This is a genomic window from Pseudomonas versuta (assembly GCF_001294575.1).
Lineage (GTDB): Bacteria > Pseudomonadota > Gammaproteobacteria > Pseudomonadales > Pseudomonadaceae > Aquipseudomonas > Aquipseudomonas versuta.
The window spans coordinates 3,529,889-3,548,774 of record NZ_CP012676.1 but is presented as its reverse complement, the minus strand read 5'-3'; the positions used below and the strand labels follow the sequence as shown (position 1 = coordinate 3,548,774).

At 59.6% G+C, this 18,886-nt stretch carries 18 protein-coding genes; 10 read left to right on the top strand and 8 right to left on the bottom strand.

The features are described from left to right. Positions 1 to 38: 38 nt before the first annotated feature. Together AOC04_RS15895 and AOC04_RS15890 are read right to left on the bottom strand one after the other, a co-directional pair. Positions 39 to 614, bottom strand: coding sequence for an NAD(P)H-dependent oxidoreductase (locus AOC04_RS15895; RefSeq protein ID WP_060696969.1), 576 nt, complete (start codon positions 612 to 614; stop codon positions 39 to 41). A 78-nt stretch (positions 615 to 692) separates the two neighbouring features. Continuing rightward, on the bottom strand, positions 693 to 950 hold the full coding sequence (locus tag AOC04_RS15890) for a YebG family protein (RefSeq protein WP_003439988.1): 258 nt from the start codon (positions 948 to 950) through the stop codon (positions 693 to 695). Between the two features lie 256 nt (positions 951 to 1,206). Here AOC04_RS15890 and AOC04_RS15885 point away from each other — a divergent pair, with 256 nt between their 5' ends. Beyond that, positions 1,207 to 1,707 (top strand): phosphate-starvation-inducible protein PsiE, encoded by a 501-nt coding sequence (locus AOC04_RS15885; protein WP_060695008.1) that lies wholly within the window; start codon positions 1,207 to 1,209, stop codon positions 1,705 to 1,707. Between the two features lie 187 nt (positions 1,708 to 1,894). Here the strand turns inward: AOC04_RS15885 and AOC04_RS15880 are convergent, their stop codons facing one another. Next, entirely contained in the window at positions 1,895 to 2,323 is a 429-nt protein-coding gene (locus AOC04_RS15880; protein WP_060695006.1) for an HPF/RaiA family ribosome-associated protein, read from the bottom strand. Between the two features lie 413 nt (positions 2,324 to 2,736). Here AOC04_RS15880 and AOC04_RS15875 point away from each other — a divergent pair, with 413 nt between their 5' ends. The 3 genes from AOC04_RS15875 (at position 2,737) to AOC04_RS15865 (ending at position 6,911) form a co-directional block, all read left to right on the top strand. Beyond that, on the top strand, positions 2,737 to 3,291 hold the full coding sequence (locus AOC04_RS15875) for an RNA polymerase sigma factor (protein WP_060695005.1): 555 nt from the start codon (positions 2,737 to 2,739) through the stop codon (positions 3,289 to 3,291). Beyond that, positions 3,288 to 4,280: a FecR family protein gene (locus tag AOC04_RS15870; RefSeq protein WP_060695003.1), complete on the top strand. Its 993-nt coding sequence runs from the start codon at positions 3,288 to 3,290 to the stop codon at positions 4,278 to 4,280. The genes AOC04_RS15875 and AOC04_RS15870 overlap by 4 nt, the downstream gene beginning before the upstream one ends. A gap of 204 nt (positions 4,281 to 4,484) precedes the next feature. Beyond that, a complete protein-coding gene (locus tag AOC04_RS15865; RefSeq protein ID WP_060696968.1) occupies positions 4,485 to 6,911 on the top strand; it encodes a TonB-dependent siderophore receptor in 2,427 nt (808 codons plus the stop codon). Positions 6,912 to 7,027: 116 nt separating this feature from the next. Here the strand turns inward: AOC04_RS15865 and AOC04_RS15860 are convergent, their stop codons facing one another. Then, a complete protein-coding gene (locus AOC04_RS15860; RefSeq protein ID WP_060695000.1) occupies positions 7,028 to 7,903 on the bottom strand; it encodes a helix-turn-helix domain-containing protein in 876 nt (291 codons plus the stop codon). 134 nt (positions 7,904 to 8,037) lie between these two features. On the opposite strand from AOC04_RS15860, the gene AOC04_RS15855 reads away from it, so the two are divergent. Then, entirely contained in the window at positions 8,038 to 8,934 is an 897-nt protein-coding gene (locus AOC04_RS15855; RefSeq protein ID WP_060694997.1) for a DMT family transporter, read from the top strand. A gap of 108 nt (positions 8,935 to 9,042) precedes the next feature. Here AOC04_RS15855 and AOC04_RS15850 read toward each other — a convergent pair whose 3' ends face one another. Together AOC04_RS15850 and AOC04_RS15845 are read right to left on the bottom strand one after the other, a co-directional pair. After that, positions 9,043 to 10,032, bottom strand: coding sequence for a 2-hydroxyacid dehydrogenase (locus tag AOC04_RS15850; protein WP_060694995.1), 990 nt, complete (start codon positions 10,030 to 10,032; stop codon positions 9,043 to 9,045). Between the two features lie 142 nt (positions 10,033 to 10,174). After that, complete coding sequence (locus tag AOC04_RS15845) at positions 10,175 to 11,107, bottom strand: LysR family transcriptional regulator (protein ID WP_060694992.1); 933 nt, start codon at positions 11,105 to 11,107, stop codon at positions 10,175 to 10,177. Between the two features lie 213 nt (positions 11,108 to 11,320). On the opposite strand from AOC04_RS15845, the gene AOC04_RS15840 reads away from it, so the two are divergent. The 4 genes from AOC04_RS15840 to AOC04_RS15825 are packed head-to-tail and all read left to right on the top strand — an operon-like array spanning position 11,321 to position 16,109. Continuing rightward, positions 11,321 to 12,832: an efflux transporter outer membrane subunit gene (locus AOC04_RS15840; protein ID WP_060694990.1), complete on the top strand. Its 1,512-nt coding sequence runs from the start codon at positions 11,321 to 11,323 to the stop codon at positions 12,830 to 12,832. 23 nt (positions 12,833 to 12,855) lie between these two features. Next, positions 12,856 to 15,042: an FUSC family protein gene (locus tag AOC04_RS15835; RefSeq protein WP_060694988.1), complete on the top strand. Its 2,187-nt coding sequence runs from the start codon at positions 12,856 to 12,858 to the stop codon at positions 15,040 to 15,042. Further along, positions 15,032 to 15,232: a DUF1656 domain-containing protein gene (locus AOC04_RS15830; protein WP_060694986.1), complete on the top strand. Its 201-nt coding sequence runs from the start codon at positions 15,032 to 15,034 to the stop codon at positions 15,230 to 15,232. The genes AOC04_RS15835 and AOC04_RS15830 overlap by 11 nt, the downstream gene beginning before the upstream one ends. Positions 15,233 to 15,242: 10 nt before the next feature. Beyond that, on the top strand, positions 15,243 to 16,109 hold the full coding sequence (locus AOC04_RS15825) for an efflux RND transporter periplasmic adaptor subunit (RefSeq protein WP_060694985.1): 867 nt from the start codon (positions 15,243 to 15,245) through the stop codon (positions 16,107 to 16,109). Between the two features lie 110 nt (positions 16,110 to 16,219). Here the strand turns inward: AOC04_RS15825 and AOC04_RS15820 are convergent, their stop codons facing one another. Beyond that, positions 16,220 to 16,615, bottom strand: a complete 396-nt coding sequence (locus AOC04_RS15820; protein ID WP_060696967.1) for a hypothetical protein — start codon at positions 16,613 to 16,615, stop codon at positions 16,220 to 16,222. A gap of 14 nt (positions 16,616 to 16,629) precedes the next feature. Further along, positions 16,630 to 17,853 (bottom strand): MFS transporter, encoded by a 1,224-nt coding sequence (locus tag AOC04_RS15815; RefSeq protein WP_060694982.1) that lies wholly within the window; start codon positions 17,851 to 17,853, stop codon positions 16,630 to 16,632. Between the two features lie 109 nt (positions 17,854 to 17,962). On the opposite strand from AOC04_RS15815, the gene AOC04_RS15810 reads away from it, so the two are divergent. Next, positions 17,963 to 18,847, top strand: coding sequence for a LysR family transcriptional regulator (locus AOC04_RS15810; RefSeq protein WP_060694981.1), 885 nt, complete (start codon positions 17,963 to 17,965; stop codon positions 18,845 to 18,847). The last annotated feature ends 39 nt before the right edge of the window (positions 18,848 to 18,886 follow it).

The window sequence follows — 18,886 nt, the reverse complement described above, 5'->3', positions numbered from 1 at the left end:
GAAAAGTCCTTTTTTATGGCCGCCCGCCTATCAGGTACTCACTTGATGGCGAGCTTGCGGGCTTGCCCGAGCCAATTGTCCCGTTGTTTGGCAGTTGAATCCAGAATCGGGCCAAATGTCAGGGTCGCGACCGGTTTTATGCCACAAAAGGCCAGAGTGGTTTTGCGCATTTGATGCAGTGCGGGCATGCGGTACACCCACTTGTAATACCAGGGCGGGGTGTCCATCGTCACCAGCAGGTATGCGCTGCGCCCGAGCAACAGCTTCTCGGGAAAGGCTTTGCCCTTGCGGTAGGAAAAGGCGAAACCGGGCAGCAGGATGCGGTCGAAAAAGCCTTTGAGCAAAGCCGGAACGCCGCCCCACCAGACTGGAAACACCAGTACCAGATGCTCTGCCCAGGTGATATCAACCTGGGCCTTGAGCAAGTCGGGCTCCAGCGGCTGGATTCGGTTATACCCCTCGTGAAGGACCGGATCGAAGCACAGGTCGCCGAGATATAGAACGCGAACATCCTGGCCGGCGCCAATGGCCGTCTCGACATAGTTGTCTGCCAGGGCTGCACAAAAACTGTCGGTAGAGGGGTGACCCACAATTACCAGTACTCGCTTGCTCATCATTACACCAACCTGAAAGACGGCCTTTCAGGATAGGGTCTGCCCCAAGGGGGAGAGTCAAGCGAGCACCCGGTGCAATTACTCGCTCTCGACCAGCAGTTCGGACAGGGCGTCCGGCTGGCTCTTGAATGCCTTGGCAAACACATCGCGGTTTTTCGCCATGTAGATACCGGCTTCTTCGACTTGCTGCTCGCTCAGTGACGGCACAGCCTTTTGCAACACTTCAGCCAGCAACTCTGCAAGTTCCAGCATTTTGTCATGACGGTCAGCTTCGGCTTTATCCATGAACAAACGCTCCAGATCTCGGCTGCTGCGGTATACCACTTCGACGGCCATTTACCACCTCATATGCCTTCACGTAAATTATCTAACGATTACTGTATTTATATACAGCTAAAAGAATAAGCCAATCCCCGGGATTTGAATAGCGGCTTTTTTACTCTAGCCGCAATTGGTGTGCGCAACGGGTGTCTGAAGTGTCTAATAGCCGTCGGCCATCATCTTACTGGCCATGCCTGGCCTTTTTTCTGCATGCAGAAAGTGTCATGAGCATCGCGGATGATCCGTTCGAGTCGATTCAAGGAGCTGCATCGTGAGAGTTAACAAAGCTGAGAAGCTACGTCGCCAGGTTCATGAACTGGCTGAATCGATGGGCAATCTGTTCGTCGAAACCTTCCACTACATGGCGTTGTTTGCCATTGGTGCCGTCACTGCCTGGGCGGCGGTGATGGAATTTTTGCAGATGGTGGAGAAGGGCAATATCTCTATCGATGACATTCTGCTGCTGTTCATCTACCTCGAATTGGGCGCCATGGTCGGGATTTACTTCAAGACCAACCACATGCCGGTGCGCTTCCTGATTTATGTGGCGATAACGGCCCTGACCCGTTTGCTGATTTCCAATGTCTCGCATCACAACCCGCCGGACATGGGGGTGGTATACCTGACCGGAGCCATTCTGTTGCTGGCGCTGGCGATTCTGGTGGTGCGCTATGCCTCGTCGCAGTTCCCGTCGGTGAAGATCGAGAACCCGCGTCGCAAGACCGGGGCCGGCTCGAGTGAACACCCGGAAGTGGAGAAGGGCGAGTTGTAGTTCGGACCGAAAGTCTGCAGCAGCAGGCCGCTTTCCCTGCGATTGAATCGGTGGGGGCTGGCCGTTAAATGGCGTCGCCGGCAAGCCTGGCTCCCACAGATGTGGGTCACTGCGCTTTCTTCAAACCATAAAAAAGGCGGGCTTACCGAAGTAAGCCCGCCTTTTTTAGTGCGTTCTGGACGCTCAATCAGCTGATTTTATCGAGTTCTTTTTCTTTTTCCAAAAACTCTTCTTCAAGCAAATCGTCAGCACTCTGTTTTGGTTCTTTTTCTTCAAAGCCTTCAACGGCCAGTTTAGGGGTGTGCTTTCCACGCAGTTTGCCGAACAGGTGTTCCAGCTTGTGCTCCAGTTTTGTCGCGGCACCTTCTACCGCTTCTGTCAGGGAGTCAGCGTCGTGGGAGACGAGAAATGGCTGGTGTCCTTTAGGTCGAGCCTCCATTTTGCAACGTTTGTCTTTAGTACCTGACTTGCCACCGTTCTCATCGGTGACATGCACGATGACTCGAGTCAGGTCTTCCAAATGACGTTCGAGCGTAACTTCAACTGTCGCTGTTACCCAGTTCTGGGTACGTACGTCAACGGCGATGTTCTTATCGGAAAAGACTTCAGTTTGCATAATTCTTCCCTTATATAGCGTGCTCGTGTGAGGTCTGACGGCCTCGTGCATTCAAAGGTTCATCGTCATCGCTCAGTTACAGTGTTTGGGCCGATGAACAAATATTTCAAGCACTATTTTCAGGAAGCCTCCCCAGCCGTGACCGGCGTCAGTCTTTGATGAGACGGACAACCCCGCGTGTGCAGGCTATGGTCGATTTATATCCAAATGCGACAGAAGTCGGGAGGCGGCTCGCCGGCTCAGATTATGTAAAGAGCACCACTCTGCAGGCGCGAGCTTGCTCGCGAGCCGTTTGTAATCATGGTTAAAAGCTCGCGCCTACAGGGATTTGGTCAGGCTCTGGCTTCTAATTTTGCATATGAGAATATTTATCATTAGTATCGCTTTCCTTTGCAGCCTGCATACCGATTCCCATGACCTCTCCCGAACTCAATGAAGGCCCCGGCAGTGAAACCCGTCATGGGCGAGCGCATTTTCTGCAGGTGTTTTTATCTCAGCGTTTACAAATGGAAGCACTGGTCAGCCGCCGTGTCGGATGCCGGGCTACGGCCGCCGATCTGGTTCAGGACTTGTTCCTGCGTTTTTGGCGCAGACCGCTGGTGCAGGTCGAAGAACTCAGCACTTACTTGCTGCGCAGCGCGGGCAACATCGCCATTGACCATCTGCGCAGCGAAGGCGCTCGCGGGCGGGTCAATCAGCACTGGCAGCCCGAGCCGGACGCCCGAAGCTGCGAGCCCCAGGCGGCACTGGAGGCGGGCAATGACCTGCGCCAGGTCGAGGCTGCCTTGCGTGGCTTGCCCGAGCGCACCCGGCATATTTTTTTGCTCAACCGGATTCACGGTCGTACCTACGCCGACATCGCCAGGGTCATGGGCGTGTCGCAAAGTGCCGTCGAAAAACACATGATGCGCGCCCTCGAGGCCTGCAAAGCCAGTTTGCGTGAGCCGCCAGCAGGGACCGCACCGTGATCAATCGTGCGGTTGTCCCGGTCACTGACGAACAGGAACGCACTGCGCTGGCGTGGCTCGCCGTGTTGCACGATCAGCCCGACAGCGGTGACCAGGCCACCTTCAGCCGTTGGCTGCAGGCCGATCCTGCCCACGCTGAAGCCTACGCCCGGGCGCAAGTGATATGGGAGTTGAGCGAAGTGGCGGGCAGCACCTTGGCGCACGAAGAGGCGCTGACATTGCACCGTTACTTGTCGGCGATGAAGGTTTCGCGGCGCAGCACAGTGAGGTACTGGTCCAGCGGGCTGGCCGTTGCGGCGTGCCTGCTGTTGATGGTTGGCGTATTTGCGGGCTGGCAGCCCATGCGCTGGTTCAATGATCTGGGCGCCGATTACGTCAGTGCGCCGGGGCAGGTACGCACCGTGACCCTGGCCGATCAATCCCGGGTCACGCTGGATGCCGACAGTGCCATTGCGGTGAATTTCAGCGGCGGTGAACGCCATGTCGAACTGCGTCGCGGGGTGGCGTTTTTCCACGTCACCCATACCGGCGAGCCGTTTGTGGTCGATGCCAGTGGCGGCGAAGCGCGGGTGTTGGGCACTGAATTTGAAGTGCGTCTGCAGCCTGCGGGCGCGCAAGTCACCGTGTTATCCGGGCGGGTAGGGGTCAAGGCGGGCGAGCACGCGCCACAGCAGATTCTTACGGCGGACCAGCAAGTGGCCTATGCCGATGGTGCCGTGAGCGACGCGGTGCAACAGGTCGACAGTCAGGCCCGACTGGCGTGGCGCAGCGGCTGGCTGGGCTACTACAAGACGCCGCTGGCCGATGTGGTGGCCGATCTGAGGCGCTACTACCCCGGGCAAATCGTGCTGCTCAATAGCCAGCTGGGCTCACGCCGCATCAGCGCCAGCTTCCCCAGCCAGGACCCGCAAGCAGTGCTTGCCTCCCTGCAAGGCGTGCTCGGGTTTGAACAGCACACCTTGTTTGGACGGGTGATCGTGTTGCGTTGAGTTTCATACCTGTTCATTGATCGTGGGAGCTGGCTTGCCAGCGATTCAACCGCCCCGGTTTGGCTGAAGCAATCGCTGGCAAGCCAGCTCCCACAGGAAATTATTTTCAATCAAGGTATGAGGTAAACCCCGGGTCCATCCGTGTAGTGCTTGAAAATGCGAAAAATTCGCATTCCGTATCAGGTTGGCACACAGGTCATGAGCATGAAGTCCACGTCAGCGGCAGGCGGTTCGGTTAAACAGTGGTTGAGCGTTTCGGCTTTGATGGCCGGTCTGGTGTTAACGCCTTTGTCTGTCGCCATGGCCGCCGAGGCCACTGCGCAGCAAACCGGTGCTCTGTTTGATTTCAATCTTCCCGCCGAGCCGCTGCCCCGGGCCCTCAACGACTTCAGCCGCCTGACCGGCTTCAGCGTGGTCTACACCGACGAAGCCCCCCTGGGCCTGCAAGCCCCGGCGATCAAGGGCCGCATGCCTGCCGACCAGGCCTTGCAACGGATGCTCGCGCAAACGGGCTTCAATGCCCGCCGTACCGATGCCAACACCTTTGCCCTCGAGCCCCGGCCCGAGGCCGGCACCCTCAGCCTGGGGGCCACCAGCATCACCTCGCAGGCCGTCAGTGACACAAGCTATCAGCCCCCGGCCAGCACCTCGGTGATGCGCGGCACGGGCACGTCGATGGAGATCCCGCAGACCATCAACGTGGTCGCCGCCCAGGTCATCCGCGACCAGACTCCGCGCAATCTGGACGATGCGCTGACTAACATCAGCGGTATCACCCAGGGCAACACCCTGGGCGGTACCCAGGACTCGGTGATGAAACGCGGCTTTGGCGACAACCGTGACGGCTCGATCATGCGCGATGGCATGCCGCTGGTGCAGGGCAGGGCGCTGAATGCGGCCACCGAACGGGTCGAAGTGCTCAAGGGGCCGGCGTCCTTGCTCTATGGAATCCAGGACCCGGGCGGTGTCGTCAACGTGGTCAGCAAAAAGCCGCAACTGGAGCAGTACAACGCACTGACCGTAAAAGGCTCCAGCTACGGTGCAGGCAAAAACGGTAGCGGCGGGACGCTGGACAGCACCGGCGCGCTGGGTGATTCGGGGCTGGCGTACCGGATGATCATCGATCATGACGATGAAGATTACTGGCGCAACTTTGGCCTGCACCGCGAGACCCTGATTGCGCCGTCTCTGGCCTGGTACGGCGATAACACCCAAGTGCTGCTGGCCTACGAACACCGCGAGTTTCTGACCCCCTTTGACCGGGGCACGGCGATCAACCCGGCCACCAACCACCCGCTGGATATCCCGGCCACACGTCGTCTCGACGAACCGTTCAACAACATGGAAGGGCGCTCTGACCTGTACCGCCTTGAAGTCGATCACGACCTCAACGACGACTGGAAAGCCCATTTCGGCTACAGCTGGAGCCGCGAAACCTACGACGCCAGCCAGGTTCGCGTGACCGCCGTCGACCCGTCTACCGGCACCCTGACTCGCAAAATGGACGGTACCCGGGGCGCCATCACCACTGACCGCTTCTCCACGGTCAGCCTGCAAGGCAAGGTCCAGGCTGCGGGCATGCAGCATGATCTGGTGTTCGGGCTGGATGACGAGTACCGCAAAATCTATCGCGCCGAACTGATTCGCCAGAACAGCCAATACCCCTTCAGCTACCTCGACCCGGTTTATGGCCGCGAAGTGGCGGGCACCACGGTCAGCGCCAGTGACAGCAACCAGACTGACTTGCTGCGCAGTGATTCACTGTTCGCACAAGACTCCATCCACCTGACCGATCAATGGATTCTGGTGGCCGGCGCCCGTTTCCAGAAGTACGACCAGCTCGCGGGCAAGGGCATCCCGTTCAAGGCCAACACCGATACCAACGGCGTCAAATGGATACCGCGTGCGGGTCTGGTGTATCGCTACAGCGATGAATTGTCGTTCTACGGCAGCTACACCGAATCATTCAAACCCAACTCCAGCATTGCCCCCCTGACCGGAGGCGTGGTGCTGGACTCGGCCATCGCCCCGGAACAGTCCAAGTCCTGGGAACTGGGGGCCAAACTGGATATCCCGGGGCGCATCACCGCCAGTGCGGCGTTATTCGACATCAAAAAGCGCAACGTCCTGGTGTCCACCACCGTGGGGGATGACACCCTCTACTCGACAGCGGGCCAGGTCAGCTCCCGCGGTCTGGAACTGGATGTCAGCGGCCAGTTGAGCGAGCAGTGGAGCCTGATCGGCAGCTACGCCTACACCGATGCCGAGGTCACCAAAGACACGACTTATCAAGGCATGCGCTTGCAGAACGTGGCCAAAAACAGCGGATCGCTGTCGGCGGTTTATGACTTTGGCAGCATCGTGGGTGGTGACAAATTACGGGTCGGAGGCGGGGCGCGCTATGTCGGTGAACGTGCGGGCGACGCCCTGAACGATTTCGACTTGCCGTCGTACACCGTGGCCGACGCCTTTGCCACCTACGACACCCACGTCGAAGGGCAAAAGCTCAAGGTTCAGCTCAACGTCAAAAACCTCTTCGACCGCGTGTACTACACCTCGGCGGCCAGCCGGATGTTTGTCTCCATGGGTGATGCGCGGCAAGTGAGCGTCTCCACCACCCTGGAATTCTGACCAGCCCCCCCCCGGTAGGAGCGAGCTTGCCTCGCGAGCTCTTCAGCAATCTTGCGGATGACACAGAGCACGCGAGGCAAGCTCGCTCCTGCAGGGTTATGCGGGGTTCATGTGCTTCAAGGCCTGAACGCCGCCCGATATTCCCCCGGCGTCGCGCCCACGGTCTGCTTGAACCGGTTGGCGAAGTGGCTGGCGCTGGCAAAACCGCAGGCCAATGCAATATCACCCAGCCCCAGCGCGCTATTGCGCAGCAAGTCGCGGGCTCGCGCCAGGCGGCGCGCCAGCAAGTATTGATGGGGCGGCAGGCCGAAGCTTTGGCGAAACATGCGGGCAAAGTGGTAAGGCGACAATGCGCAGTGCGCGGCCAGTTGGCCAATGTTCAACGGCTCGGCCAGTTGCTGCTCAATCATGTCCACCAACTGGCGCCGTTGATACGCCGCCAGCCCGCCCTTGAGCTGCAGCCCGCTGCGCAGGCCCACCTGGTTGAGCAACGCATGATCGAGCAACTCGCAGGCCAGGCTGCTGGTCAGCAGCCGTTCGCCGGGCTCGTTCCAGTTCAGGTTGATCAATTGATGAAAACGCCGGGTTTGCTGCTCGTCATCGAAAAAGGTGATTTCGCGCAACTGCAGCTCGCGAGGTTCGCGGTCGAGCAAGGTCACGCAACCCAGAGCGAATTGCTCCTGGCTGACATACACGTGGGCCAGGCGAATGGCGCCATTGATCACCCATGCCGACTGATGATCGGCGGGCAGCACGCAGAGTTTGCCCGGCGCCCCCGTTGCTCCCGGTTGCTCCCGGCGAAAGGTCCCGGTGCCGCCCGAGATGTAGCACGACAGGGTGTGGTGAGTCGGCGCTTGATAGTCGCGGGCATCGTGATGGTTGGTCCACAAGGCTGCGGCCATGCCGTCACCGAGCTCGGCACTGTGCTCCAGACGGGCATTGGGCGAGCGGCTCATGGATTGAAAAACTTGCAGGGTATCGAATGCAGACATGGTGATTACTCCAACGCTTTGCATCCTACTCCGTCGCATCACCGCTGCCAGCCCCGAACCCACAAAAGCGCAAGAATCTGCAAGTGCGCTCCGGCATTGCATCGCAGACTGCAAGCCAACTCCAGGAGCTTGCCATGAACCTATCCCTGTACTTATTGACCGTGTTGATCTGGGGCACGACCTGGATCGCCCTCAAGCTGCAATTGGGGGTGGTAGCGATTCCGGTGTCCATCGTGTACCGCTTTGGCCTGGCGGCGCTGGTGCTGTTCGGGTTATTGCTGCTGACGCGGCGGCTGCAAACCATGAACCGGCGCGGGCATCTGATTTGCCTGGCACAGGGTTTGTGTTTGTTCTGCGTGAACTTCATGTGTTTTCTGACCGCCAGTCAGTGGGTGACCACCGGTTTGATCGCCGTGGTGTTTTCCACCGCCACGCTATGGAACGCCCTGAACGCGCGGATCTTCTTCAAGCAGAAAATCGCCCGCAACGTGATCGCCGGCGCAGCGCTGGGCCTGTTCGGGCTGGGGCTGCTGTTCTGGCCGGAGTTGAGCGGGCATACCGCAACCCCGCAAATCCTGCTCGGTCTGGGCCTGGCATTGATTGGTACCCTGTGTTTTTCGGCGGGCAACATGCTCTCGAGCCTGCAGCAAAAAGCCGGGCTCAAACCGCTGACCACAAACGCCTGGGGCATGCTCTATGGCGCCAGCATGCTGGCGCTGTACTGCGCGTTCAGCGGCATCCCGTTCAACATGGAATGGAACACTCGTTATATCGGCTCGTTGTTGTATCTGGTGATTCCGGGTTCGGTGATCGGTTTTACCGCTTACCTGACCCTGGTCGGGCGCATGGGGCCGGAGCGTGCGGCGTATTGCACGGTATTGTTTCCGCTGGTGGCACTCAACGTGTCGGCCTTTGCCGAGGGTTACCAATGGACGGCACCGGCTTTGGCCGGGCTGGTACTGGTGATGCTGGGCAACGTGCTGGTGTTTCGCAAACCCCGGCCGGTACCAATGGCCGCAAAGCTGGCTTGAACCCCGCACACCCTGTAGGAGCGAGCTTGCTCGCGAGCTGTTTAAAAAGCTCGCGAGCAAGCTCGCTCCTACAGGATCAGATCAGATCAGCAGCAGACCAGTGCCGTATCAGCCTTTAAAGACCTGCGGGTTAACCAGATCCTGTGGGCGTTCGCCCAGCAGGGCGCTGCGCAGGTTGTCCAAAGCACGATTGGCCATGGCTTCACGGGTCTCGTGGGTCGCCGAGCCAATGTGCGGCAAGGTCACGGCGTTTTTCAATGCAAACAACGGTGACTCTGCCAGCGGCTCTTTCTCGTACACATCCAGCCCCGCGCCGCGAATCGTGCCGTTTTGCAGGGCTTCGATCAGCGCCGGTTCATCCACCACCGGACCGCGGGAGATGTTCACCAGAATCGCGCTTTTCTTCATCAGGCCCAGCTCGCGCCGGCTGATCAGGTGTCTGGTTTTTTCGCTCAGCGGGACTACCAGGCAGACAAAATCGGCTTCGGCCAGCAACTGGTCCAGGCTGCGAAACTGCGCGCCCAGCTCTTGCTCAACGGCAGTCTTGCGGCTGTTGCCGCTGTAGAGGATGGGCATGTTGAACCCCAGGCGACCACGGCGGGCGATGGCCGCGCCGATATTGCCCATGCCCACAATGCCCAGGGTCTTGCCATGTACATCGCTGCCAAACAACGCAGGCGGCACGCTGGCCTGCCATTGCCCGGCCTTGGTCCATGCATCCAGTTCCGCCACCCGGCGGGCGCTGCTCATGATCAGGGTGAAACCCAGGTCAGCGGTGCTTTCGGTGAGCACGTCCGGGGTGTTGGTCAGCATGATCCCGCGTTCGTTGAAGTAGTCGACATCGTAGTTGTCGTAACCCACCGACACACTGGAGACCACCTCCAGCTGCCTGGCGTTCTCCAGTTGCTTGCGCCCCAGTTTGCGGCCGACGCCGATCAAACCGTGGGCATGGGGCAGAGCTTCATCGAACTGGGCATTGAGATCGCCCAGCTTGGGGTCAGGCACGATGACGTTGAAATCCTGTTGCAGGCGCTCGACCATCTGGGGGGTGACACGGCTGAAGGCAAGTACGGTTTTCTTGGTGCTGGAAAGGCTCATCTGAACAAGACTCATCGGCTGTCGGGAATGTAAGCACGCTAACATTCCCGCCGATCATCCGCCAATTCCTTCAGGCATGAAGCAAGCCTGTGAGAGCTGGCTTGCCAGCGATGGCATCACACCAGCCAGATCGTTTTGACTGTCAGCTATAGGTCGCCAGCTCGGTCTGATGCGCCGCCAGAATCTCGGGTAACGAACCGCGCATGTATTCCACCCAGGTTTTGATCTTCGCATCCAGGTACTGGCGCGACGGGTAGATGGCGTACAGGTTCAGCTCCTGGGAGCGGTACTTGGGCAGCATGCGCACCAGGGTGCCGTTGCGCAGGCCTTCGATGGCCGCGTACACCGGCAATATGCCGACGCCCATGCCGCTGGTAATCGCGGTTTTCATCGCATCGGCCGAGTTGACCAAAAACGGCGAGGAGTTGATCACGACCATCTCCTGACCTTCCGGCCCTTCAAATACCCATTTATCCAGTGCGATCACCGGGCTTACCAGGCGCAGGCAGGCATGGTTGAGCAGGTCGCCGGGCTTGTCCGCGGTGCCGTTGGTTTTCACATAGCCGGGCGATGCGCAGACGATGCTGTAGGTGATGCCCAGACGCTGTGACACGAACCCCGAATCCGGCAGCTCGCTGGCGAGCACGATGGACACGTCATAGCCCTCGTTGAGCAAGTCCGGCACGCGGTTGGCCAGGGTCAGGTCGAACGTTACGTCGGGGTGAGTCTTGCGATAACGGGCGATGGCGTCGATCACATAGTGCTGACCGATGCCGGTCATCGTGTGCACCTTGAGCTGGCCGGCCGGGCGCGAGTGAGCGTCACTGGCCTCGGCTTCAGCTTCTTCGACATAGGCCAGGATCTGTTCGCAGCGCAGCAAATAACGTTTGCCGGCTTCGGTCAGGGCGATGCGTCGAGTGGTGCGGTTGAGCAAGCGGGTTTGCAGGTGGGCCTCAAGGTTGGAGACCGCGCGCGAGACGTTGGCAGTGGTGGTATCCAGCATGGCAGCCGCGGCGGTGAAACTTCCGGCTTCGGCTACGCAGCTGAAGGCGCGCATATTTTGCAAAGTGTCCATGGAGTGCTCTCAAGTAGGGGCAACGACAACAAGCAGCGACAAATTGTGACACGAAGTTTCAGCGTTTACTGGCAGGTTTGCATAAGACCAAGGGATTATCCCAAGAATGGTAATAAAGATTCACATTTATGCCAGCTTATCGCTGCACCTGCCAGGGCCTAGAATTGTCTTCTTCGGTTTTATCCCTCCTATCACCCTCAGGTATTTGCAGCAGTGCAACGTCGCATCAGCAGAGAGCTTAAAGCCCTCAGTGTTCTGGCTTTATCGTTAGCATTAAACGGCTGCATCAGCTTCGGTGGTATCGGTCCAAAAGACACGATGCTCGCCGCTAATACACTGGTCACCGACGAGGCCATTCAAAACGCCGCGCAAGACGCCAACTGGCCCAAGGCTCAATGGTGGCACGCTTATGGCGATCCGCAATTGAATGACTGGGTCAGCCTTGCGGTGCAGGGTAGTCCAACCATGGCCATGGCCGCCGCCCGTGTGCGGCAGGCCAGAGCCATGGCCGGGATCGCCGAGTCGGCGCAGTCGTTGCAGATCAATGGCGACTCGACGCTCAAACGTCACAATTGGCCATCGGACCAGTTTTACGGTCCGGGTGAGCTGGACAACGCCACCACCTGGGACAACAACGCCGCCCTGGGCTTCAGTTTTTCCCTCGATCTGTGGGGCCGCGACAGCAACAACACCGAACAGGCCGTGGACATGGCGCACATGAGCGTTGCCGAAGCGCGCCAGGCGCAACTTGAATTGCAGAACAACGTGATTCGCACCTATATCCAGTTGTCGCTGCACTTTGCTCAGCTCGACATCATTGAGTCGACCTTGCACCAGCAAGAGCAGATCCTCGATCTGGCGCAAAAACGCCTGGACGGCGGTATCGGCACGCATTTCGAAGTCAGCCAGGCGCAAGCGCCGCTGCCCGAAATCCATCGCCAGATCGACGCCCAGGAAGAAGAAATCGCCCTCACGCGCAACCAGTTGGCTGCCCTGGCGGGTAAAGGTCCGGGCGAGGGCGCACGTCTCAAACGCCCGGTGATGGCATTAAACACCGCGCTCAAACTGCCTTCCACGTTGCCGGCCGAACTGCTGGGCCAGCGCCCGGACGTCGTTGCCAGCCGTTGGGAAGTGGCCGCACAGACGCGTGGTATCGATGTGGCGCATGCCGACTTCTACCCCAACGTCGACCTGGTCGCCAGCCTTGGCTTTATGGCTACGGGGGGCGGCGCGCTGGAGTTCCTGAGCGCGAAGAAACTCACCTACAACGTCGGCCCGGCGATCTCGCTGCCGATCTTTGATGGCGGTCGCCTGCGCTCGCAACTGGGTGTGGCTGCAAGCGGCTATGACATGGCCGTCGCCAAGTACAACCAGACCCTGGTGACTGCGCTCAAGGGTATTTCCGATCAGTTGATCAAGCGCGAGTCCATGGACAAGCAGCAAGTGTTCGCCGCCGAATCGGTTAGCGCTGCCCAAAAAACCTACGACATCGCGATGCTCGCCTATCAGCGCGGCCTGACCGATTACCTCAACGTACTCAACGCACAAACCCTGCTGTTTCGTCAGCAGCAAGTGCAACAGCAGGTCCAGGCCGCACGCCTGGTTGCCCATGCCGAGTTGGTGACAGCGCTGGGTGGCGGCCTTGGTGCCGGCAGCGATGTACCGAAACAAGATCGTTACGTGCCCGACAAACCGCCAGCCCTCATGGCGCCGTTTGTACATTGATGCTCAACCCCGAGAGCCTGTAAATGAACCACTTGCCCGCCCCGGTACGCTGGCTGTATTCCCTGGAATGGCGCCGTGGCTTTTATGACTGGGCGCGCAGCGATGGCGTGACCTGGGTCCATATTTTCAAAGTATTGATCGCGGCCTTTTTGACCCTGTGGCTGGCCATGCGCCTTGAACTGCCACAGCCACGCACCGCGATGATCACTGTATTTATCGTGATGCAACCGCAAAGTGGCCAGGTGTTTGCCAAAAGCTTTTACCGGTTTTTGGGCACCCTGACCGGCTCGGCGGTAATGGTTGCGCTGATCGCTTTGTTTGCCCAGAACACCGTATTGTTCCTGGGCTCACTGGCGATCTGGGTCGGTATCTGCTCGGCCGGTGCGGCCCGTTGCCGCAACTTCCGGGCCTATGGTTTTGTCCTGGCCGGTTACACCGCGGCAATGGTCGGCCTGCCTGCGCTGGCCCACCCCGATGGCGCCTTTATGGCCGCGGTCTGGCGGGTGCTGGAAATTTCCCTGGGCATCCTCTGCTCTACCGTTGTCAGTGCAGCCATCCTGCCTAAAACCGCAGGCGCGGCCATGCATGACGCGCTGTATAAACGCTTTGGTGTGTTTGCCGGCTTCGTGGCCCAGGGGCTGCGCAACCAGTCTTCGCAAGAGACCTATGAAGACAGCAACATGCGCTTTATCAGCGAAAGTGTGGGCCTGGAAGGCATGCGCAGCGTGACCGTGTTCGAAGATCCGCACATGCGTCGTCGCAGTGGCCGTTTGAGTCGTTTGAACAGTGAGTTCATGGCCATCACCACCCGCTTCAATGCCCTGCACCAATTGCTCGCGCGTCTTCGCAGCCGCGGTGTGGTGCAAGTGGTGTCGGCCATCGAACCGGAGCTGGAATTGCTCGCGCAGTTGCTCGATACCTACGCCGGGCGCTCATTGACGGACAAGGACGCGGTGCTGCTGGCCGAGCAGCTGGAGGCCTTCAAGGCCGGCCTGCCGGGGCATGTGCGTGCACTGCGGGTGAGCTTTCTTGAAACCGATCCGGGCCCTTCGGACTTCCTGGACTTCAACACCGCCTATGAACTGTTGTTCCGCTTTGTTGACGACCTGCACAACTACGCGTTGACCCACGCTTCGCTGGTGGCCCACACCCACGAGCGCGAGCATTGGGACCAACCCTTCATCTCGCAAACCAACTGGTGGTCAGCGGCCGCCTCGGGGATTCGGGCAGCGTTCATTCTGGTGGTGCTCGGCACCTACTGGGTGATGACGGCCTGGCCCAGCGGCGCCACCATGACCCTGATTGCCGCCGCTACCGTGGGGTTGTCCGCGGCCACCCCCAACCCTAAACGCATGGCTTTCCAGATGGCGTGCGGCACCTTTATCGGTGCACTGGTGGGCTTTGTCGAAATGTTCTTCGTGCTGCCCCGCATCGACGGTTTCCCGCTGCTGTGCCTGGTGCTGGCGCCGGTGATCATATTTGGCTCGTTCCTCACCTCGCGGGCCAAGTACGCCGGGGTCGGCCTGGGCTTGCTGATCTTTTTCAGCACCGGCTCGGTTCCGGACAACCTGACCATTTACAACCCCTACCAGTTCATCAATGACTACATCGCGATGGTGCTGGGCATGCTGGTCTGCGCGGCAGCCGGTGCGATTATTCTGCCGCCCAACAGCCGCTGGTTATGGAGCCGTCTGGAGCAGGATCTGCGCGAGCAGGTGGTGTACGCCATCAGCGGCAAGTTGCGCGGTTTGAGCTCCAGCCTTGAGAGCCGCACCCGTGACCTGATGCACCAGGCTTACGGCCTCGCAGCCGGCAATCCGCAGGTGCAACGCAACTTGCTGCGCTGGATGTTTGTGGTGCTGGAAATCGGCCACGCGATTATCGAACTGCGCAAGGAACAGGCGATTTTGCCGATCCACCCGGCTTACGCCGAGTCCCAGCCATGGCGTCAGGCCATCCGGGTCATGGGTCGGGCGCTGGTGCGTCTGTTCATTGCGCCGGGCAACAGCAACCTTGAACGTGCACTGATCGCAGTTGATCACGCCATCAGCCGGGTTCAGGCCACCGATGAACCGTTCGCCCGTAACTTTGATACTTCGGCGCTGGTCCGGGTGCAAAGCTACCTGCACTTTATCCGTACTTCACTGCTTGATCCGCAATCGCCGCTGGCCGCCTATGCCCGGCAGCAAGGACTTGAAAATGCCTCGTGAAATCGCCTTCCACGGCGTCTACATGCCCAGCATGACCCTGATGTTTTTTATCGCGGCGGGGTTGGCGTGGGCCTTTGACAGACTGTTTTCCGGCTATGACCTGTATCGCTTCTTCTGGCACCCGGCGCTGCTGCGCCTGAGCCTGTTTGCTTGTCTTTTTGGCGCCATGGCGCTCACTGTTTACCGTTGAGACCGATCCGATGAAAAAGTTCTTCAGCCTGCTTGCCACCTTGCTGGTTTTGGCCCTTGCGATATGGATCGGCCGCACCCTCTGGGAGCATTACATGAATACCCCGTGGACCCGTGATGGACGGGTACGGGCCGATATTATCAACGTCGCCGCCGACGTTAACGGGTACGTGGTTGGCGTACCGGTCAAGGACAACCAGTTGGTGAAAAAGGGCGACGTACTGCTGGAAATCGACCCCGAGCACTACGAGATCGTGGTCAAGCAGGCGCAATCGCTGGTGGCGTCCCGCAAGGCCACCTGGGAGATGCGCAAGGTCAACGCCCATCGCCGGGCAGACATGGACAGCATGGTGATCTCGCGCGAAAACCGTGACGACGCCAGCAACATTGCCGACTCGGCACTGGCCGACTACCAGCACGCCCTGGCCCAGCTGGACGCGGCGCAACTTGACCTCAAGCGCACCAAGGTCCTGGCTACGGTCGACGGCTACGTGACCAACCTCAATGTGCACCGCGGTGACTATGCCCGGGTCGGTGATCCGAAAATGGCGGTGATCGACATGAACTCGTTCTGGGTTTATGGCTTCTTCGAAGAAACCAAACTGCCGCACATTCGCGTGGGTGACAAAGCCGATCTGCAGATGATGAGCGGCGAAGTATTGAAGGGGCATGTCGAAAGCATCTCGCGTGGCATCTACGACCGCGACAACCCCGAGAGCCGGGAGCTGGTCGCTGACGTTAACCCCACATTCAACTGGGTGCGCCTGGCGCAGCGGGTGCCGGTGCGTATCCACATCGATGAAATCCCCGACGGTTTCCTGCTGGCAGCGGGCACCACCTGCACGGTGATCGTGCAGCAGGATGCAGCAGCGCAATAACGTTTTTTTGTGGGAGCTGGCTGCCAGCGATAGCATCACCTTGGTCAATGCAATCAACCGAGTCGCTTGCATCGCTGGCAAGCCAGCTCCCACAGGGCCTGCCCCGGGTATCAATCGGCGCAGAAAGTCTCATGCAAATGGCGCCACAGCACCTTGCCACCGGCATCCTTTTCAAAAACCACGGTAGCGCGCCGATCGGTACGGTTGCCGTTGTGCTCCTCTTGCAACTCGCGGTAGCTGACCACCGCGCCGCCGGCATACAGGGCGATGCCCTTGAAGTCACTCAAGGTGATATTCAGCCCTGGGCGGGCACCTCGCAGCTGTTCAAACAGCGCTTCTACACCGTCCATATCCAGCTCTTTGCCGCCGGGTGTAATCATCGAAAACTGCGCTGAAAAACGCCCCAGCAAGATGGGCAATACGCCAGGTTCCAGCCCTGAGAACCAGCCCTCAATCTCGGCATGGGTTTCGGTTACAAGGTCGAAGTAGCTCGAATAGTCAGTCATCAATTTCTCTTCGGTCAGGGTGCCAGCAAGGCCAGCACGCATGGGGTATTGAGGCGTAACACTGCAAACAACGGCAACAGGGTCAACGCAGCGCCGATGGCAAAGCATAGGGCAAAGGCGCGGGGCGTCGAGGTGATCACGGTCAAGGCCGCGAATATGCCCATCATCAACGCCGGGCCGAGCAAGAAACTCAATTGCCGGTTGATATTCCACAGTGCGCTGGCGTGGCCCATGCGCCGGGCACTGACATCGATAAACGCGGTATTTTGCGCGGTGCTGCTGCACAGGCTGCCGCCAAAGCCCATGAGTCCGTACAGCGCCATCGTCTGCCAGGTGCTTGAAACATCCGCCTGGATCAGCAGCGCAATGCCTGTGGCCTGGGCCGTCATACCCAGCAAAAGCAGGGGTTTTGGCCCGAGACGATTGAACTGATAGCGGCTCAGGGTAATGCCCAGGGCCGATGCCAGCGCCCATGGCAGCATCAGGATGCCGGTCTGGGCAGGGCTCAAACCCTGTTGATGCAGATACAGGATGCTCACCAGCTGGGTGCCGATAAAAATCCCGGGGATAAACAGATAAGTGAGCATCGCCACCCGCAACAACGGGCTTTTCAGCAAGCGCCCCATGTTCCGGGCGCCGGTTGCCAGGCTGCGGGCATTCAGCACCGGGCGTGAGGCGGGGCGCGGCTCTGATTTGAGCCAGCAGCCGGCCAGCAACAGTGCCAGCAATGCCAGCGGCAAATTGGCATAAAACACCCAGCGCCATGACCAGGCCTCAACGACCCGGCCACCCAGGGCCGGTGACAAGGCGGGCACCAGCAACGCCACCAGCAAAATTACCGAGGTCAGGCGAGCCCGTTCGCGCACGGGGAAATGTCGATAGACCATGGCCTGCCCCACCGGAATCAATAACCCGCCACCCAGGCCCTGCAGCAGACGCCAGCCAATCAGCGCCTCAATCGAACCTGCCTGCGCCACGCACCATGACGCCAGGCTGAACAACAAGAGCGAGGCCATGATCAGGCGTTTTTCGCCAAATACCGCTGCCAGCCACACGCCGGGGATGATGACCAGGGTCAGGCCGAGCATGTAGGCATTGGCGACCCAGCCCAGTTGGCTGACCGAGGCCTGCAGTTGCTGACTGATGTCGGGGTAGGCAATGGCGGCGGCGAACATGTTCACCAGATCCAGTGCGTAGCCCAGCAAATACACCAGGGCGATTTTATTGCGATAGGCCATGACCGGCTCCTTGATTGCGCAGGGCACAGTAGGCTGCTTTTGCGGCTGGAGGAACCGCGTCTGGACTGCTAGATTGTCAAAATTATTTTGACAATGAGCGAGATTCAGCATGGTCAGTCTCGATCGATTCGACACCTTCAAAGCTGTAGTCGAAGCCGGTTCCCTGACGGCCGCCGCCGATTTGCTGGGCCAGACCCGGGCGGTGGTGAGCTTTAACATCAAGCGGCTCGAGGCCGAGCTGGGGGTGACTCTGTTGACGCGCAACACCCGGCGGCTGGCGCTGACCGAGGCCGGGGAGCGCTTTTATCTGCACTGCCTGAGCATGCTGGAAGCGGCGCAACTGGCGATAGACGAAGCCCGCAGTGAGCACACCGAACTCAAGGGCACATTACGCATTACCACCACTGTGGAATATGCACTGGCCAAGGTGGTGCCGGCGCTGGAGCTGTTTCGCGACCTGCACCGCGATCTCAAGGTGCACCTGTCCACGTCATCGACCCACGCGGACTTGATCTCCGAGCGTTTTGACGTGGCCCTGCGGCTCGGCCGGGTGGTCGACTCCAGCCATCGGGCCGTGCAATTGAGTACCTTCGATATTTTGCCCGTGGCCACACCGGCATTTGTCGCCAGCGTGGCGCCCATCGACTCGGTGCATGCCCTTGAGCAGACCCCGTGGCTGGAGCACGGGCGGGTCGGGGAGTTGAGTATTACCCATGTCGGGCGCGCAACGACTCAACCCTATCAACCCAACCCCGCCAGGGCGCGGATCAAGGCCGACAATTCCTCGGTATTACGGGCTTTTGCCCTGACCGGGCAGGGGGTGGCGATCCTGCCCGACTGGCTGATCGAGGATGACTTGCGCACCGGGCGCCTGATTCACCTGCTGCCTGAGTGGCAACTGACCCGCCAGGGGGTCTACGCCCTGTATCCCGATACCCGCCATTTGCCGCTCAAGGTGCGGGTGTTTATCGATTTCATGAAACACCAGAGCTAAAAAACGGTAGGAGCGAGCTTGCTCGCGAGCCTCTAAAGC